Consider the following 13,946-nt stretch of genomic DNA (forward strand, 5'->3'; position numbering starts at 1 on the left):
CTCCTTTTGACTAGCGCAATTGAATCGAACCACCATCTACCATAATCGTTTGACCCGTAATGTAACGTGCGTCATCAGAAGCTAAGAATACCGCTACACGACCGATATCTTCTTCTGGTTCGCCCCAGCGACCTAGAGGAATCGTTTTTAATGTTGCTTCATACATTTCAGGGAAAGCTTCTGCCCATTTTTCTACACCAGGGCTTTTAGCGATCGGGCTAATAAGGTTAATGTTAATATTATATTTACCCCATTCATTTGCTGCTACGCGAGAAATGGCACGAATGGCTTCTTTTGCTGCCGCGTATGCTGTTTGTGTCGGTTGCCCATTTAAGCCAGCACCAGAAGCGAAGTTGATGACAGAGCCTTCTGATTGTTTTAAGTAAGGCAATGCCGCTTTCATTAAGTAAAATGTTGGGTAGAAACCAGTACCGAATGATAGGTCGAAATCTTCTTGTGTGATTTCTTCAAATGGTTTTTGTTTCGATGCATGTGCATTATTTACGAGCACATCTAATTTACCGTATTTTTCGACTACTTTTTCAACGATTGAAGGTAAGTTTGGTACGTCTAGTAAGTTACCGATGAAAAATGATGATTTTGGTGAGTATTGTTGAACTTTTTCTTCAACGATTTTACCAGCTTCTTCATTCACATCAACTAATGCTAAAATCGCACCTTCTTTTGCCATCGCAAGAGCCATACCAGTCGCAATACCACCGGCACCCCCTGTAATTAAAATAACTTTGTCTTGTAAACGCATATAAATCTCTCCTCTCTTTTCAACGAGTAGTATACCACAAATAGTTCGCTTACGAACTATATAGAATATTGCATTAATAAAGATTTGGATTTATAAAGCAAAGAGCGCTTTATTTTAAAAGATTGTTGAAAAAGCATCAGACGAAAAAAGATGTTTTCCACTGCTTATTATACGCTTAAGGACGTGTCGGTCAAAATGAAATGCGACGATGAAAAAATTTTATAAAAATGTGCTTATTTTTAAAGTAAATCGGGTAAAGAACATGTACTAGGGGGGTTACGTATGCACACGCAATTAATGGAGAATGAACGTGGGTTTACTTTACGTGACGCTGTAGAAGGTTCGATTGGTAAAATAATTTGGCGATTACAAGACCAGCGAATGATTATTTACGGCACACTTGTCGATCATTCGTCACAAGGACATCATAATGGAGAAATCTTATTGGATGCTGCCGCAGAATATGCGAGAGCGCATCATTATAAAATTAAAGCAATTTGTCCATACGTTGAAAATAAATTTCAAACTTCTACAGCTTATGAAGATGTACAAATCACAGATTAAAAATGCCATCGTATGTATTAAACGATGGCATTTTTGTATGGAAAAAGAAAACAAGTTTCTTCGTGGCGAGGGCGTATATAGCCACAAGCCATTAAAAAGCTTTCGGCTGAGATGGGTCCGATAAATTTAAATTGTTTGCTAAGTGCTTGAATGCGTTCAGATTCAGGCAGTGTTTCTAAATAATGGAGGAAGCTACCGTGTTCAGCTTGTATACGAACAATTTGTGACGCATTATAAACGGTTGCTGCGATTTTTAAGCGATGACGAATGATTGCGGGATTGTTACGGAGCGTCTCTTGCTTTTCAGCGGTAAACTGTGAAACGGCTTCGATATTAAACTGAGCGAATGCTTCTCGAAATCCTTCTCGTTTACGGTAAATCGTCTCCCATTTTAACCCGGATTGGAACGCTTCGAATGTGAGTGCTTCAAATAGAGCTTCGTCGGTTTGTTTCGCATGTCCCCAAATATGGTCATGATAATGTTGCAATGCTTCATCGTGCATACACCATTGACATCGTTGAATTGTCATAAAATCACCTCTTGATGAAAAGTATATCATAAATGGGGAACATTTGTTCTTTTTTTGTTCGTAAAAAAATACCTCGCACTGAAAAAGAGCGGGGCATTTTTTTGTTAAGATAAAAAGTTATCCATATGCAATCTGAATGAGTGAAGACCGACAATTTTAGCGGTGTTGCACGTAACTTCGATTTGGTAATTGTCTTTACCGAACAGTTCAGGTCCGATTAATGTGACGTTGTTTGATAGTTGGTTCACTTGCTGAAGTGCAGCGAAAATCGCTTTTTCTTTTTCAGTTTCTTTCGTCTCACCAGAGGCGAAAATTTCGAAAAGCGTTGGTTCCTTCCAATAAGGTTGCATCTTTTCAATTTCAAGTGGACCAATTTGTGTCGTGATCCGTTGTAGCACTTTTTTCGCCTGTGCCGTCGTCGAAGCAGTAATTAAAAATTGCCATTGATTCTTTTCGAATGTCATCGTGTACATGGACTCCTACTATTTTTTTAGTTTCAGTATACGCCTTTCAAAAATATTTCATAGGGGTAGATTACAATTGTTGAAAGATTATACGATACAACTATAAAAGGTGTATATAATAGGAAGAAGTGTAGGCGGCATGTGGCGTCTGATGAAATTTTTGCATACATTTTATATAAAAGTACTATAGGAAATTAGTTGAAAATGAGTCAAATTTTTATGAAAGAGGGAATACAGAAAAAAAGGAGTGGGTTTGAATGAATAGTATTTGGACGATCGTCATGATGATTGTTTTTATAGCGATTTTCTTACTATTACACGTATACATAGCAAAACGATTTACGACAGGGCTTGTCGCACTTTTCCCACGTTTGAAAGGGAAGCGACGAATCTTTTATAGCTTATTTTTACTCGGTGCGGTCTCGATTATCGTGTCGTTCTTTAGCGTACCGTACTTTTTGAAAGTCATCGGAGCGTATGCGATGGGGATTTTCGTTTACTTTTTATTATTTTTCGTCGTGGCAGACGTACTCGTTGCGCTTGCGAAACTCGTGCGCCTCGTGCCGAAACGTGTTCCAAATGGTGTGACGATTGGTGTTTGGGGAGCAGTCGTCGTTTTGACGTGTAGCTTCGTCTTATACGGTTCGATTCATGCGATGAATATTCAAGAAAAAGCGTATACGATTATTACGAAAGAGGGCGTGAAATCACCAGACATGAAAATAGTCATGGTGAGCGATGTACATCTCGGTGCAGTACAATCTGAGCGACGCCTTACGGAGATGGTGGAGCGTATGAATGCGCAAAATCCAGATGTTGTCTGCATCGTTGGCGACTTATTCAATGATGATTTTGATTCGATTCGCGACGTTGCAGCGGCTAAAAAAGCATTCCAACAAATTGATGCGACGTACGGTGTTTATGCGGTACTTGGCAATCATGACGGGGGCGATACGTTTGATGAGATGCTTGCCTTTATGGAAGAGAGTCAAATTCACGTATTGAAAGATGAGGTGACGGTCATTGATGGACGTCTCGCATTAGCCGGTAGACTAGACCCGTCTCCGATTGGTGGCTTTGGTAAATTGGAACGTCACTCGATTCAATCGAAATTAGATGCTTTAGATGATACGTTGCCTGTCGTCGTGATGGACCATACACCGAATCATTTACAAGAATACGGGGAAGATGTTGATTTAATCGTATCGGGGCATACGCATAAAGGACAAATTTTCCCGGGAAATTACATTACTTCGCTCGTTTTTGACATCGACTATGGATACGGTCAATTGAAAAAAGATGGACCACAAGTCGTCGTTTCGTCTGGTATTGGGACGTGGGGAATGCCGATGCGTGTCGGAAGTGATTCAGAAATTGTGACGATTGAACTTGATTAATAAATAGAAAGGGTCGTTCTGATTGCAATATCAGGACGACCCTTTTCGCGGGCACGGTTCCGCAAAAGTCGCTCCCTTAACTATCATCCAAAAATGACGCTGCCAATCGACAGCGTCATTTTTATTTACGTTATGAGATAGTATGTCCCAGTTTTTTTATGAATTTTTGAACCAAACATTTGGTACGAGTCGAATGTAGAGTAACTCCCCGATCATTTCGACAATCGTTTGTGTGACGATGACTGCAGCGACGAGCAGTTGGAATGGGGCGGGGAGAGCAAAGGCTAAAGGGAGTACGACGAGCGAGTTGCGCGTCGAGCTACTAAATAGTAAGGCACGTCCGAGTGGGATTGGCAAACGAAATAGTGTAGCAATCCATTTGGATACAAAGGGCATGATGACCATAAATAACATGTAAACCGGTAGTACGTGTAGCAGTTCCATTTTGTACGCTTGAAGCGAATGAATTTGGGAAGCAATGATAATGAAAAGTGTCAAAGCCATAAAAGGAACGGGCAACCAAGCGGATAAATCGAGCCATTTTTGTGCAGTTTGTTGTCGTCGAGCGAGTAATTGGAAAAAGATTGCCGCAACGAGTGGCACGACAATTAATAAAAGAAACGTCTTTATAAAAGGTGTCATGTCGATCAGTGACGCGGCTTCTTTTCCTAAAAAGAGCGTTAAGTAAAAGGGAAGTACGAATAATTGCGTAACTAATAAAAGCGGTGTTGCGAGAAGCATTTGTTTCGCATCGCCTTTTCCGAGCGCTGTGAAGACGATGACGTAGTCGATGCAAGGTGCAAGGAGTACGAGACAGACACCTAATAAAAGATGGGATTCGATTGAAAAAAGATGCGTTAGGAAAAAGACGACAACCGGAACCGCAATGTAGTTGGCAATGAGTAATGCACATAGGAAACGGCGGTTCAGCATCCCTTTTTTAACGGAAGTAAATGGGATTTGTGAAAACATGCCGTACATTAAAATACCCATAACGACGGACAGTAACTGGTCAAAGTTCATCGCTATGTGAGGGAAGATAAGACCGTAAACGACAGCTAACACAATAGAGATGCCGTAAACGATGACTTGATGATTTTCTAATTTTTCTCTCATGTTCATTTTGATACGCTCCTTTGTTTCTAAATAGTAGCATACATTAATAGAAAGCGAATGATAATTAGTGAAAGTCGTTTAATGAGTCGCTTCATGAGGTATGACAAGTATATACGTAATAAACACCGTATCAAGGAGTGGAAATATGGATCGACTTATTTTAAAAACGCGTGCGTCTTTAAAAGATGCATTCATTCAATTAGTTAAAAATCAACCGTTCGACACGATTACTGTCCAACAAATCGCAGATACAGCGAATGTGGATCGTGCGACGTTTTATAAACATTATGCAAATACGCATCATTTGTTAGCGACGCTTGAAAAAGCAGTTATTGAAAAAGTACGACAAATGATTGAAGCACGGACACCTGTAAACGGTATCGAGCCGCTCGACAGCCAACTCACATACGACACAATCGTACGCATTTATCAGTATATGGAAGAAGAACATGCATTAATGGAAGTTTTGCTACATTCAAACGAACAAACGACGGTTATTACGAATATGCAAAGTGTATTCGAGCAAATGCTACTGCGTTATTTTAAACAAGTACCGGCTGCCGAAGACGCTGTACCGCTAGACGTCGTTGTGGCATATTTAGCGTCGGCAAATATCGGCGTCTTGCGTCAATGGCTATTGAAAAAAACACGAGAAACACCCGAACAAATGGCATGCATGTTAATGAAAATTTTTCGAGCAGGTCCAGTAGTAGCGATTACGGAGCCTCTTCAGCCATAAACTATTTTCTCTTACGTTACGTGTTGACAGCGTAAGGGGAGATGTTTATAATCTAAATAGTAATGATTACTATTTATAAAAAAGAGAGGTGATACGATGCGTGTGAATATTACGTTAGCTTGTGTGGAAACAGGCGATCGAAATTATATAACGACGAAAAATAAACGCCAACATCCAGAGCGTTTAGAACTTCGAAAATATTGTAAGAAATTGAACTGGGTGACGGTGCATAGAGAAACGAAGTAAAAAAATTTTACGTATTTTTAAAGCGTAATGATTACGCTTTGTAGAAGGTGAGGTGCTATATGGCTAAAAAATCAAAAGTTGTTCGTAATGAGCAGCGAGCGCAAATCGTCGAAAACTATGCGGCATTACGTGCGCAATACAAGGAAGAACATGCGTATGAAGCATTACAGAAATTGCCTCGAAATGCATCACCGACTCGTTTGACGAGAAGATGTGCGGTGACGGGGAGACCGAGAGGCACGATGCGAAAGTTTGGACTTTCGCGTATCGAGTTTCGACGATTGGCACATGCCGGACAAATTCCCGGTGTAAAAAAAGCAAGCTGGTAGTGAATGAAACGATGACGAATTGTTTTTAATAACAGGCACATTTCTGTGGAAGGAAATGGCTACATATAAAAAGGAAACTATTTGGAAGTAACTCAAGAAAGTGAAAAAACACGCTTCTTTTTAGCTGAATTTGACGGACGCTTTTCTGGGGTATGGCGGAAGTCTCCTCGCTCGCAAGCTCACTGTGAGGTCTTCCCACGCATGCTATTTTCTTAGAAGTCGCTGTCAAATTTTGCATTAAACCATCTTTTTCTAGTATTGCACTGGAGAAAGGTGGTTTCCTTTTTTGAAAAAGGATTATTACTTACCGATTGTTCGTTATAACTAATAGCATCCGTCATTTCTTTCATACTGAACAAACTTATTTTGTATCCATCACAAAAAGGACACTTCCAAATTTTATGTTTGGAAGTGTCCTTTTTAGTAAAGATTATTGTACGCGTTCTAAGCGTAATTGTTCAACGGAAGATTTTTCGATATGGTTTGTTTTTTCGATGTAGTTAATGAAAATATCCGTATCGACACCTAAAAATTGATCAACTGTCGTATTAATAAACGTTGGGAATTTATCGCCGCCGCCTTTTAAGAAATCATTTAGAACCGCTTTATATGTTTTCGTTTCATCGATTTTTTCGCCGTTAACGAATACGTCCACGACACCATTTTCGTTGAATGTGTAGTTTAAGCCAGCCATTTCAAGACCGTAGCCACCGACGAATTGGTCGTTAATAGCGGCTTTCACTTGCGCACCTGTAATGTTGATGATGCTGAGCATGTTGCCGAACGGTTGAACCGCTTGTGCAGCACCACGTGTGATGTTAAGCGTATCGCCATTTTGAACGGCATTTAAATCAGAGCGGACACCGCCAGAGTTTGTGAAGGCGAAATCAACTGTTGGGTCCAGTTCACGTGCAGAAGCAAGTTGTGCATCTGTCACTAAGTTACCGACTTGTGAACCGCCGATTGGGTACTTATCCGTTGGACGAACTTTCGTTGGAGCTGTTTTTGATAAGCTTTCAACGTCCATCGTCGCAATGTTTTGGTTCATTACTTTTCCGACAATCGCATCTGCTTCTGTAATAATAGTATTTACTTTTTTCGCTACTTTATTCGTTACGATCGTTTCTTTCGGTAATGTATAGTTGTACTTAATTTTCGCTGTTGGTGTGGCAACGAAATCTTGTGTTTTCGTACTTAATTTACCTTTTACGACAGAGTAAGCGTGTCCGTAGTTATATGCTTGTACGATGCGCACTTTTTTGTATGTATTTTGTGCGTATGCGTGATTATGTCCACCGAAAACGACGTCGATTGAGTTTTGAGGATCAAGTTTATTGACCGTTTTTAGCATGTCAATAACTTCGCCTGTTAGACGTGTTTGAGATTGTGTATCGATTGATGAGTTGGCTGTTTGGTCAACGGATACAGAAGCGTGTGCTACGACTGTAATCGCTTTAACGCCTTTTTTACGAAGTTCTTTCGTATATTTTGCCACAGCTACACCAGGGTCGACAATTTCAATATTTTTCGTGTGTTGTGCAAGAACGACATCTTTAATGCTCGGTGTTACGACGCCAATGTAGGCTACTTTTACACCACCGACATTTTTCACGACATACGGTTTAAAGCCTTTCATTAACTTATGTGTTGATTTGTCGTTAATGTTAGCAGACAAAACGTCCATTTTTGTCGCCGCAAATTTGTAGTCTTTTACTAAATCATAGTTTTGTGTCACATTTTTAATCGGTTTGCCACCTTTTAATAAACGTTGGTATTCTTCGATGCCTTCATCGAATTCGTGATTTCCGAGTGCGCCAACAGAGAAGTTCATCGCATTAACGATGTTCATAACTGGTTCGTCTTGTAGTAAACCAGAAATCGCTGGAGAGCCACCGACTAAATCGCCCGCTTGTAATACGACGGTATTAGAAGAAGTTGATTTTAACTTATTCGCTTTCGCAAAATCAGATTTTTCTTGCTCAAAGTGATAAGCGAGTGAGTCCATACCGCCAATTAGTGCACCAGTGGCATCTTTTTTGTTGTTGCCATTAATGTAGCCGTGTAAGTCATTAATGCTTAAAAATTGAATCGGTACTTGCTTGTCCACAACTTTTTTTGCTGCTTTCGCTTCCGCCTGGATTGATTCAGATGCAAGAGGTGCTGAAAGTAGAAGCAATGCAGCACTAAGCGAAACGGTAAACTTTGATTTTCTCAAAAATAACACTCCTTCGATTCGTATTAACAGTATAAATATAGTTGAAAATTCTGTTAAATACAATAATTTCCTGAAAAATAATGAAAATTTACGTTTTTTGAAAAAAGGGGCATAGGCAGCGTCGTATTAAAAAAAGCAGAAACCGCGTAACTTATATTCGCAAAAGAGCGTTGCATGTCAAAATTCGTTCAAGAAGCAGGCGTTGTTGTAAACTAAGTCGGTACGACAATATAGATCACTAGAAAGTAGTCGAATAATGAATCAAAAACAATTATTTCTCTCTTTTTTCCGTGCAGGTATTGCGGGATTTGGTGGAGGCAACACGACCGTTTTAATGATGAAAACGGAATTCGTCGAGCAACATAAAGCATTAACGGACGAGGAATTTTATGAAATTATGGCTATCGGAAATACGTTGCCAGGGCCACTCGTTGCGAAAATGGCAGGCTACGTAGGCTACCGAATTGGTGGTGTCATGGGCATGGTCAATGCGCTCATTGCGACGATTTTGCCGTCGATTTTAATGATGGGCTTATTAAGCATTTTGGCGAAATATAAAGAATCCCTTCGCATGAAGCGATTGACGCTGTTTATCGTGCCAATTATCGGTGCGTTAATGCTGCAATTAACGATTAAATTTTTAATCGAATCCGTTCAAGCGATGTCATGGCTTCCGACCGTATTATTAGTCGCCGGCTCATACTTAGCGCTCGTTCGCTTCAAAGTAAATCCAGCACTCGTCATCATTAGTTCGCTCGTTGTAGGCGCTTTATTTTTATAAAATCAAAAGCCGCTGGAATCGTATCCGGCGGCTTTTTGATTATGGGAAAATATCGTCTAAATGATCGGCATAAAAGGTGAGTGCCCGTTTGTATTGCTTAATATTCTCATCGGTCGTCGTGTCCAACAAACACGTCAGGAGGAGATGCATCGCTTCTTTATGTTCATCGAGATTGTACAAAGTGAGCGCATAAAATGTTTGCATGGCCTTGTTATGCGGAAACGCTTCGATGCCACGAAGAAACGTCGCTTTCGATTGCTCATATGCACCGAGCGTTCGGTACGTACTTCCTAAACCGATGAACGCATTTTCCAAATGTTCATCAGGCAAACCGAGCGAAATACTTTTTTCATAGTACGGTACAGCTTGTGCCTCCGCACCTAACACATCAAAGCTCCATGCACATTGGTAATGGATGAATGCATCTTCGGGATACGCTTGGACGAGTTCAAGTAGAAGCGTGTTAGACAGTTCGAGCTGCCCTTGTTCCCTGAAGCGAAGGGCGTCGCGTAGTCGTTCATTCATAAAATCAGCTCCTTAAAAGGGTATGTCAAAGAATACCCTAATAGTTTGGAATGTAACGTTATGTAATAAAGTATATAAGTAAAAATGTAAACAAATATACATAATAAATCATCTATTTTTAGGAATAGGATGGTTTTTTATATATAATGAATAAAGATAACAGATTTTAGGAAAGAGGGATAGCGATGGAACTGGAAATTAAAACGTACATACAAATTCCACCTGAAAAAGAAGAACTCGATGTCGACGATGTGTATCCCGGATATATGGAAATGACGCAATTAAAAGATATGGATGTATTTAATTATGAATTTGGACGATCAGGAGGTTATCCTGCAGGACGAGTCGTCTTTTTAGTCGACGGACAACCGATTCCAATCGCTTCGGAAGTGAGTGAATTGTATCGATTTTGGAATGATTTATTGCACACGATTTCGCTAAGGGACAAATCAATTGAAACGCAGAAGTATTTATCTTCCTATTTCGCAGATGGTGGTGGGGATGGAGGCGCATTTACGATTCAACTATTTTATCATAAAAAAACGGTGACCTTCTTCCGGATTTTACAAGACTTTCACTATACGAAGCAAATACTAGGAGAATTTTCATTCGATGCCTATAGACGAGCAGTGCTGCAAGGCTTCCTTGATTTTATGTGGCACACGAATTTAGAATTCGAAGCGATTACCCACGATTCATTAGGAGATGAAATTGAGTACGATGAGTTACGAGAAGATGCAAGCGAGCTCTATGTTTGTCGCTCTATTTTCTTACAATATATGAAGGAAGTATATAAGCAAAAAACGTACGACTTGGATGCATTAATAAATTTGGATGTCGATACAAGTTATCATACTTCAAAATTAAAATACGATTTAGGGGATTAAGTACGTAGAGGTCTCGCTTTAATTCGTTTTGAGGTGCTGGGTGTAAAAAAAAGCAGCCTAGATTTGGCTGCTTTTTTTATGATTAAACTGATTTTCATCAATAGATAGTTACACATGATAAAATAAAGGTGAGGTGATAAAATGGACGATTTGGATAAATTAATCTTAGAGAATATGAAAGACCCTACGTTTAGAAGATTGTGGTTTGAACAGGCTGAAACGCATGCGATTGCTCACAATGTTTTTAAAAAACGCGATCAATTAAATATGACTGAAGAAGAACTTGCGAAAAAAGTAAATCTTCCAGCTACAGCCATTGGTGATATTGAGTTTGGTGAATATGAAATTACTGAAGAATTACTTCAACAGCTTGCGGAAGTGTTGAACACAACCGTTCCAGATCTCAAAAAACGAGACCCTCGTAGACTTTAATTTCATTATCGAGACTCGTTGTTTTATGAAGATTTTTTCTTTAGACGATTATAGTAAGTGTTTGATAAAAAATATTAAAGTTATAAAAATCGCCCATTTTCACTCTTTAGTATAGAAATTGAGCACCTAAGTTATAAAAATCGCTTATTTTATAACTTTGTAACAATCATCTCGACGTTTTGTGATGAATTTTTGCAAAAATCGCTGATAATCATTTCATTTCTACTACCCATTTTTCCAAATTTTTCATTTTGTAAAGTTACGACATTATAATTTTTTTACGATATATATTCTATATCAAAAAAGCAGCCAAATCGGCTGCTTTTTTATCACGGAAAAGATTGGTTGTTTCGTGTAAAGAGGGGGTGTTATCGGCACTTACGGAATTAGAGTGATTTTGTTTCCCAAACATCGCTTTGAGAATGTTATGCTTTATGTATATAAATCAGATTATAGGGGGGTGTAATTTTTGAAACCTATTGAATTAAATGAAATACCTTTAGAAATTAAAAGCTTTCTAACCACTATTGATTCAATTAAATTTCCAAGACAAGGCTATACATCAGATGTCATAATCCTAGAAGCAAATGAAGAAAAGTATGTTTTAAAACGTACAAAAGGTGAATTCAATTGTTCTTTGTTAAAAAAGAAAATTCGAATTTGGATATTTTAGTTAGACAGACTAAAATATCTGTACCCAAAGTACATATATTTACTGAGAAAAAAACGAGCGAATCATGGTTACTTATGGAATGTCTACAAGGGGAAACAATACGTTCGGCATTATTTAACGAAAAAAGTAAGGAAAAACGAGAAGAGATTCTTTTTAATTTTGGAAGATGCCTTTCTGAGATTCATCATACATCTTGTCCACCAGCATTAAAACATGAAACAAATTGGTTGAGTCAAATGTTATATCAAGCCGAATATAATTTTAAAAATTTCCAAGTTGACGGCGATAAAAAACTATTAGAAAAAATTATTACTCACCCATTACATATTGAGAGACAAACTTTAATTCATGGCGATTTTACAATTGATAATGTGTTAGTTCAGAATGGCATTATTTCTGGAATTATTGATTGGGGAAACGCAACATACGGTGATCCTAGATTTGATTTAGCATTAGCAATACGTCCTAAACCAAATGCATTTCAAGATGAAAAAGATAAACTTGTCTTTTTTGAAGGTTACGGTGAAAACGTAATCGAAAATCATATATATAACTATTATGCAAACGGATTATATGAATTTTTTTAATACATAAATTATGCAATAAACGTTCCCAAATGAAAGTTTGGGACTATACGAAAAAGCCAGAAATCATTGATTTAATAATGATTTCTGGCTTTTCTAGTTAATGTTGTGATTCATGAAAATACCCAATAAAAAAGTGTTATCGGTACTTACCGAATTGGAGTGATTTTGATTTCCAAACCGCTGTTTGGGAATGTTTTGTTAAATAATGTATGGTAATATTATATAGATAAAATTTTCACAATATACAGAATTTAAATTGGAAGGTGTGATGTCTTATGACATTTAAAAAATATTTGGTATTAAATTATAAGAGTATACAAAAAAGGGAGCTATCAATTTGGAAAATAAAAAATTCGAATATAAAGTCGAAACAGAACGATTAATTATAAGACCTTTAATAAATGAAGACTATGAATTTTGGTTAAACGGATTTGAAAACCGTTTTCCATCTCAAAATCGCCACGACTTAGGAAAATTAGATATGAGCAAATGTACGCTTGAGTGGTTTCATAGCTTAGTTGAAAAACATCAAGAATTAGCCCTTTCAGACAATACCTATATTTTCGGTATATTCAATAAGTTGGATGGAAATCATATAGGTATGATAGATTTCTCAACGTTAGCGAGAGATGATTTTCAATGGGGAAGAATAGGTTATACAGTTCATAATCAGTATTGGCGAAATGGCTATGGTAAAGAATCGGTGAATGTATCTCTTAAGATGGCATTTCAACAATTGGACTATCATCGAATTGAAGCCCATATAAATATTGATAATACGCCTTCCATTAAACTAATTGAAAGTGTAGGAATGGACTTCGAATGTATGCGTAAAGGCTTTATATACGAAAATAATGAGTGGACAGACCATTTGATCTATTATAAAAATGCAGACTAATATTATTGTAGTTCCGTAAAAAATATGAATTTACAATGATACGCAACGAATGTTCCCAAATCTCGCTTTGGGAATTTATGTTGACAAAATTTTCTAAATTTAATATGATTTAAATCAATATATAAGTCAATGATTGGAAGTAGTAGGGAACAATTATTGTATAGAGAGCTGTTGGTTGGTGCAAAACAGTCAATAAATTTCTGAACTCGTCCATGAGTATTTATGCTGAACTAAAGTAAGTATAAACGGCAGCTACCGTTATAGCTTAAGTGGATTAATGTTGAATTAATCAATTAGAGTGGTACCGCGAATGTAACTTCGTCTCTTTGTTGAGACGAAGTTTTTTTATTTTTTAAGGAGGGATTTTATGTTTGTAAGAAATGCTATTGACAAAGATGCACTAAAAATAATTTCTGTTATGACAGATGCGGAAGAGTCGGGTTTCATGTTATTTGCACCTGGTGAAAGACGCATGGAGGAGGCATCACTAAGTAAATTTATAAATTCAATTAACAACGCACCAAAATCTGGATTTTTTATTGCTTTAGAAAATGAAGAAATTTTAGGTTATCTTATGATAAAAAGCGAAAATTTGTCGCGTACATCTCATCGTGCTTCCATTGCAATCGGGGTCCACTCGAATAGTCGAGGAAAAGGTGTGGGGACAAAACTTTTTTGAATACATCACAAATTGGGCAAAACAAGAGCAAATTCATCGATTGGAATTAACGGTAATTGAGAATAATGAACAAGCCATTCATCTATACAAAAAATGGGCTTTGAAATAGAAGGTATCAAAA

The 13,946-nt window shown here is 37.9% G+C and carries 19 protein-coding genes and 1 other annotated feature; of the genes, 13 read left to right on the forward strand and 6 right to left on the reverse strand.

Features of this window, described 5'->3' with window-relative positions; translation table 11 throughout:
- Positions 1-10 precede the first annotated feature (10 nt).
- Positions 11-763 carry an SDR family NAD(P)-dependent oxidoreductase gene (locus KSHG_RS08505; protein ID WP_010304586.1) on the reverse strand — a complete coding sequence of 251 codons (753 nt, stop codon included), beginning with the start codon at positions 761-763 and terminating at the stop codon, positions 11-13.
- A gap of 282 nt (positions 764-1,045) precedes the next feature.
- Between KSHG_RS08505 and KSHG_RS08510 the strand changes: the two genes are divergently transcribed.
- On the forward strand, positions 1,046-1,327 hold the full coding sequence (locus KSHG_RS08510) for a GNAT family N-acetyltransferase (protein WP_010304587.1): 282 nt from the start codon (positions 1,046-1,048) through the stop codon (positions 1,325-1,327).
- A gap of 17 nt (positions 1,328-1,344) precedes the next feature.
- Here the strand turns inward: KSHG_RS08510 and KSHG_RS08515 are convergent, their stop codons facing one another.
- Positions 1,345-1,857 carry a DNA-3-methyladenine glycosylase I gene (locus KSHG_RS08515; protein ID WP_010304588.1) on the reverse strand — a complete coding sequence of 171 codons (513 nt, stop codon included), beginning with the start codon at positions 1,855-1,857 and terminating at the stop codon, positions 1,345-1,347.
- A 104-nt stretch (positions 1,858-1,961) separates the two neighbouring features.
- The gene (locus KSHG_RS08520) at positions 1,962-2,321 is read right to left on the reverse strand and encodes a hypothetical protein (protein ID WP_010304589.1); all 360 of its coding nucleotides are present in this window, start codon (positions 2,319-2,321) and stop codon (positions 1,962-1,964) included.
- A gap of 257 nt (positions 2,322-2,578) precedes the next feature.
- Between KSHG_RS08520 and KSHG_RS08525 the strand changes: the two genes are divergently transcribed.
- On the forward strand, positions 2,579-3,718 hold the full coding sequence (locus KSHG_RS08525) for a metallophosphoesterase (RefSeq protein WP_010304590.1): 1,140 nt from the start codon (positions 2,579-2,581) through the stop codon (positions 3,716-3,718).
- Positions 3,719-3,874: 156 nt separating this feature from the next.
- Here KSHG_RS08525 and KSHG_RS08530 read toward each other — a convergent pair whose 3' ends face one another.
- Positions 3,875-4,840, reverse strand: a complete 966-nt coding sequence (locus KSHG_RS08530; RefSeq protein ID WP_010304591.1) for an arsenic resistance protein — start codon at positions 4,838-4,840, stop codon at positions 3,875-3,877.
- A gap of 139 nt (positions 4,841-4,979) precedes the next feature.
- Here KSHG_RS08530 and KSHG_RS08535 point away from each other — a divergent pair, with 139 nt between their 5' ends.
- From KSHG_RS08535 to rpsN, 3 genes are all read left to right on the forward strand, one after another.
- Positions 4,980-5,573 carry a TetR/AcrR family transcriptional regulator gene (locus KSHG_RS08535; RefSeq protein WP_010304592.1) on the forward strand — a complete coding sequence of 198 codons (594 nt, stop codon included), beginning with the start codon at positions 4,980-4,982 and terminating at the stop codon, positions 5,571-5,573.
- Positions 5,574-5,669: 96 nt separating this feature from the next.
- On the forward strand, positions 5,670-5,819 hold the full coding sequence (rpmG, locus tag KSHG_RS08540; RefSeq protein WP_010304593.1) for a 50S ribosomal protein L33: 150 nt from the start codon (positions 5,670-5,672) through the stop codon (positions 5,817-5,819).
- 59 nt (positions 5,820-5,878) lie between these two features.
- The gene (rpsN, locus tag KSHG_RS08545) at positions 5,879-6,148 is read left to right on the forward strand and encodes a 30S ribosomal protein S14 (RefSeq protein ID WP_010304594.1); all 270 of its coding nucleotides are present in this window, start codon (positions 5,879-5,881) and stop codon (positions 6,146-6,148) included.
- 430 nt (positions 6,149-6,578) lie between these two features.
- On the opposite strand, the gene KSHG_RS08550 is transcribed toward rpsN, so the two are convergent.
- Positions 6,579-8,363 (reverse strand): bifunctional metallophosphatase/5'-nucleotidase, encoded by a 1,785-nt coding sequence (locus KSHG_RS08550; protein WP_010304595.1) that lies wholly within the window; start codon positions 8,361-8,363, stop codon positions 6,579-6,581.
- Positions 8,364-8,619: 256 nt separating this feature from the next.
- On the opposite strand from KSHG_RS08550, the gene KSHG_RS08555 reads away from it, so the two are divergent.
- Positions 8,620-9,144 carry a chromate transporter gene (locus tag KSHG_RS08555; protein ID WP_010304596.1) on the forward strand — a complete coding sequence of 175 codons (525 nt, stop codon included), beginning with the start codon at positions 8,620-8,622 and terminating at the stop codon, positions 9,142-9,144.
- A gap of 39 nt (positions 9,145-9,183) precedes the next feature.
- Here KSHG_RS08555 and KSHG_RS08560 read toward each other — a convergent pair whose 3' ends face one another.
- Entirely contained in the window at positions 9,184-9,669 is a 486-nt protein-coding gene (locus tag KSHG_RS08560; protein ID WP_010304597.1) for a tetratricopeptide repeat protein, read from the reverse strand.
- A gap of 185 nt (positions 9,670-9,854) precedes the next feature.
- Between KSHG_RS08560 and KSHG_RS08565 the strand changes: the two genes are divergently transcribed.
- The 7 genes from KSHG_RS08565 to KSHG_RS18970 all read left to right on the forward strand — a co-directional run bounded on the left by KSHG_RS08565 (position 9,855) and on the right by KSHG_RS18970 (position 13,934).
- Positions 9,855-10,556, forward strand: a complete 702-nt coding sequence (locus KSHG_RS08565; RefSeq protein ID WP_010304598.1) for a hypothetical protein — start codon at positions 9,855-9,857, stop codon at positions 10,554-10,556.
- 141 nt (positions 10,557-10,697) lie between these two features.
- A complete protein-coding gene (locus KSHG_RS08570; RefSeq protein WP_010304599.1) occupies positions 10,698-10,988 on the forward strand; it encodes a helix-turn-helix domain-containing protein in 291 nt (96 codons plus the stop codon).
- Positions 10,989-11,457: 469 nt separating this feature from the next.
- Positions 11,458-11,661, forward strand: a complete 204-nt coding sequence (locus tag KSHG_RS18760; protein WP_235728352.1) for a hypothetical protein — start codon at positions 11,458-11,460, stop codon at positions 11,659-11,661.
- The gene (locus KSHG_RS16550; RefSeq protein WP_235728353.1) at positions 11,649-12,248 is read left to right on the forward strand and encodes an aminoglycoside phosphotransferase family protein; all 600 of its coding nucleotides are present in this window, start codon (positions 11,649-11,651) and stop codon (positions 12,246-12,248) included. Before KSHG_RS18760 ends, KSHG_RS16550 begins: the two co-directional genes overlap by 13 nt.
- 337 nt (positions 12,249-12,585) lie before the next feature.
- Positions 12,586-13,146: a GNAT family N-acetyltransferase gene (locus KSHG_RS08580; protein WP_010304600.1), complete on the forward strand. Its 561-nt coding sequence runs from the start codon at positions 12,586-12,588 to the stop codon at positions 13,144-13,146.
- A gap of 120 nt (positions 13,147-13,266) precedes the next feature.
- Positions 13,267-13,475, forward strand: a binding site (T-box leader).
- A gap of 38 nt (positions 13,476-13,513) precedes the next feature.
- Positions 13,514-13,825: a GNAT family N-acetyltransferase gene (locus tag KSHG_RS18965; RefSeq protein WP_010304601.1), complete on the forward strand. Its 312-nt coding sequence runs from the start codon at positions 13,514-13,516 to the stop codon at positions 13,823-13,825.
- Positions 13,803-13,934, forward strand: a complete 132-nt coding sequence (locus KSHG_RS18970; protein ID WP_261797763.1) for a GNAT family N-acetyltransferase — start codon at positions 13,803-13,805, stop codon at positions 13,932-13,934. The genes KSHG_RS18965 and KSHG_RS18970 overlap by 23 nt, the downstream gene beginning before the upstream one ends.
- Positions 13,935-13,946 lie beyond the last annotated feature (12 nt).

Origin of the sequence: Kurthia senegalensis (genome assembly GCF_000285595.1) — a bacterium.
GTDB lineage: Bacteria > Bacillota > Bacilli > Bacillales_A > Planococcaceae > Kurthia > Kurthia senegalensis.